This is a genomic window from Tistrella mobilis (genome assembly GCF_039634785.1).
Lineage (GTDB): Bacteria > Pseudomonadota > Alphaproteobacteria > Tistrellales > Tistrellaceae > Tistrella > Tistrella mobilis.
Genome location: NZ_JBBIAB010000052.1, coordinates 1 through 3,183, shown reverse-complemented (window position 1 = coordinate 3,183; position 3,183 = coordinate 1). Strand labels below are relative to the sequence as shown.

Annotated in this window: 2 protein-coding genes and 3 pseudogenes; 4 read left to right on the top strand and 1 reads right to left on the bottom strand. The window is 49.5% G+C overall.

Features of this window, described 5'->3' with window-relative positions:
• The first annotated feature begins 184 nt into the window (after window positions 1-184).
• The 4 genes and pseudogenes from WI697_RS27360 to WI697_RS27345 form a co-directional block, all read left to right on the top strand.
• Complete coding sequence (locus tag WI697_RS27360; protein WP_345960673.1) at window positions 185-1,078, top strand: GumC domain-containing protein; 894 nt, start codon at window positions 185-187, stop codon at window positions 1,076-1,078.
• Window positions 1,062-2,297 carry an O-antigen ligase family protein gene (locus tag WI697_RS27355; RefSeq protein ID WP_345960672.1) on the top strand — a complete coding sequence of 412 codons (1,236 nt, stop codon included), beginning with the start codon at window positions 1,062-1,064 and terminating at the stop codon, window positions 2,295-2,297. The genes WI697_RS27360 and WI697_RS27355 overlap by 17 nt, the downstream gene beginning before the upstream one ends.
• Before the next feature lie 139 nt (window positions 2,298-2,436).
• Window positions 2,437-2,682, top strand: a pseudogene (locus tag WI697_RS27350) (transposase); the annotation flags it as partial.
• Window position 2,683: 1 nt separating this feature from the next.
• Window positions 2,684-3,037, top strand: a pseudogene (locus WI697_RS27345) (ISAs1 family transposase); the annotation flags it as partial.
• A gap of 21 nt (window positions 3,038-3,058) precedes the next feature.
• Here WI697_RS27345 and WI697_RS27340 read toward each other — a convergent pair.
• Window positions 3,059-3,183, bottom strand: a pseudogene (locus WI697_RS27340) (IS630 family transposase); the annotation flags it as partial.

The window sequence follows — 3,183 nt, the reverse complement described above, 5'->3', positions numbered from 1 at the left end:
AGACTTCGAGAACCTCTCACGGATGGCTTTGGCATTCCTCCGCCTCGCGATGATCCGGATCATGATGCGCAGAATCGCAAGGAGCCGGAAATCATAGATAACTTCTCGGACGGACTCTGAGGCGTCTGTGTTGACGAAAACTTGGCGTGCCCCACGGATGAAAAAATCGAAGAGGCAGTTGATAATGGAATTCGGGATGTCAGAGATCTTTAGAGCGCAGAGGCGTCGATGGTGGATGTATTTTATTGTCATTCCAATTTTTCTCGGTATAGCGGTTATTTTTAACCTATTGCCTCATAAATATGAAGCAAAAATGAGCGTGACTGCGGTTCAGCAGACCGCTGATCTTGTTAATCAGGGGGCTATGGCGGCCTCTCCTCTCTCCTTTTTGGGGGGGGGGTTGAGCGAGAAAATTACGAAGTTTCAGATGTACTTAAACCTCCTGCGTAGCCGGCCTATTGCAGAAGTGTTGATGGCTGATCCAGAGATCCTGCGCGCACTTATGGATGGTCGGTGGGATGAGGAGACAAATACTTGGCGATCTGGGGAAAATATTTTTGACGAGTGGTTTGGTTATGCGGTGCCAACTGAGCCTACTATCGACGACGTCTTGAAAGTCCTCGATAATAAAATCGAAATTGAACAGAGAAGCGCCCCTGAAACAGTGCCAGCGCCGATTTTTGATATTAGCATAAAAATGCGGGATCGCCAGTTGGCGGAGAAAGTTCTGATCATTATTCACGATAGAGCTGACCAGCTGGTACGCGATGATGAATTGATGCATCTTCAGGCGTGGCAGAATTTCCTTCAGAATCGGATTTCGGAGTCGCCGGTTCTTGAAGCCCGAAGTGCGCTCTCGGAAATTTATTCAAATTTTTACACCCGTAGTATTATTGCTCACAGCGATAGTTATTTTGCTGCGCAGTTCATTAGTCCGCCAAACGTGTCTATCTATCCGGTAATTCCGCGACCTCTGATCGTTTTTCTTCTTGCGTTTATTATGGGAGGGGTTGTCACATTCTGCTTCAATTTTCTAAAATATACTCTTGTGAATATGAAACGTGACACAAATAAATAACTTAACATGGGGGCGCATGGTTATGTCTTTTTCTGAGGTGAAGCCACTCGAGATATCACAGTGTAGAGCTATTATATTTGGGGTGGCGTTGTCGCTTCTGACTTTACCGATAATGGGGAATATTCAGTTTTTCCTGTCGCACATCCTATTGATTGCCTTTATTGCGTTTGCGATGTTTTTTTCATTTATTACTGCGCCTATTTATGTAATGAAGTTTACAACTTGGATTGTGCTGTTTTTTGGTTTCAATGCGATGTCAGCAATTTATTTCGGGCCTGGCCCACGATATGCAGTGGATACTGTGAAAATACTTATATATATCTGTTCGATTGCGTTTCTCAGTTACACATTTTCGATGCGAGCGCTCCGAAATATTGCCTTTGGTCTTAGTATTGGGCTGCCTACTTTTGTTTTTGTTTCGATTTTTGTTTTTGATACAATTTCGTGGGCGAACGGGCGCCTCGTTTTTGAGAATGCGGGTGGTCCTAATGTGTTCGGCTCCATGGCCGCGCTGTGCATAATTTTTGCACTCGCTAAATCAGAGGTGAGTCTGCTAATCAGAGCATTGATTTGTCTTGTATTGTTCGTAGCCTTGCTGGCAACGGGCTCACGTGCGAATATGCTGGGTATTGCTGTAGCTGTGGCTTACGGTCCTCATCTACTGAAACGTTTCGGGTGGTTTGCCGTCGCCATCGTGATATTGGCAGCCGTCATATCGTTGACTACTGATGTCACCGCACTTATCAATGATCTGAGTGGTGTTCAGCGACTTTCTGACGCTGCATCCGGGAATGTCCAAGATTTGTCGTCCGGTCGCTCTGGAATTTGGGCGTTCCTGATAAAAAGGGCTATTCAGGACCCTGTATCGATTCTTTTTGGGCGAGGCGGAGGTAGCGCCGAATTTATGTACCTTGTTCTAAATCCGACATTCTGGTCTCAACATTTGTTGAGTCCTCACTCGACTTGGGTCGGTGCGTTTTATTACTATGGGGTTCTGGGTTTCCTGGTAACGGCTTGCGCGTTCATTTATGTAACTGTTTTTGCCGTTAACACTGGGGATCTTTTGAAGCGTCGCCTTGTTTTATATTATCTATGTACGGCTATGGTGGACAATCATTATATGGGTTCACAGGGTATTGTATTTCATGCTATCGCATTTTCAATACTGTTTGCGCCGGTTCCATACCAATCAGCTTCGCAACATTCGGGTAGGCTTTAAAGTGAATTTTGGTCACGTCCCGCCGAATGGTGTAAACAGTGTTTGCCTGGGGATGATGGCGCCCTCGAAATCGGGGTGGTCATCGTCGATCTTCGGTAAGGTTTGGTTGCAACCCCCAACCGAACCAAGGATCAAGACGATGACCGATGAGATGATGAGCCTTCGTGGCCTACTGGAAAAGAGCGCAGATGCCGATCTGCTGCGCGAGATGATCGGTTTTGCCGCCGAGCGGCTGATGGAGTTGGAGGTGGCGACGCTGACCGGCGCCGGGCATGGTGAGCGCAAGCCCGATCAGCGCCTTGTCCACCGCAACGGCTACCGCGAGCGCGACTGGGAGACCCGGGCGGGGACGGTGGCGTTGCGCATCCCACACCTGCGTAAAGGCGATGCCATCTCTGATCACCATCCTGCGCCAAGTGCCCGACCCGCGCACGGGTAACGCGAGACGCCATGAGCTTCTGGACCTCCTGGTGATCGCGTTGACGGCTTCGATCTGCGGCTGCGAGAGCTGCGTCGATTTTGCCGACTTCGCAGAGGACCGCGAGGAGCTCTTCCGGGAGTTTCTCAGCCTTCCCAACGGCTTGCCAAGCCATGACACGTTCTCGCGGCTGTTCCGCCTGATCGATCCCGCAGCGTTGTCGGCGTGCTTCTCACAGTTCCTCGACGATCTCGGAGCCGATGGTCCCGGCGTAATCGCCATCGATGGCAAAACGCTCCGGCGTTCGTTTGACCGGGCTGCGGGTAATATCAATCTGCAATAATCAGAACCCATGAACCCAGCGCCTCAACCCGATGGACATGATCTTCCACGGCTGTCTGATGAGCTTGTTCCAGGCATGGCAGCACATGGCGATGATCTGGTCGTAGGATTCGAAGATGCGGTTGG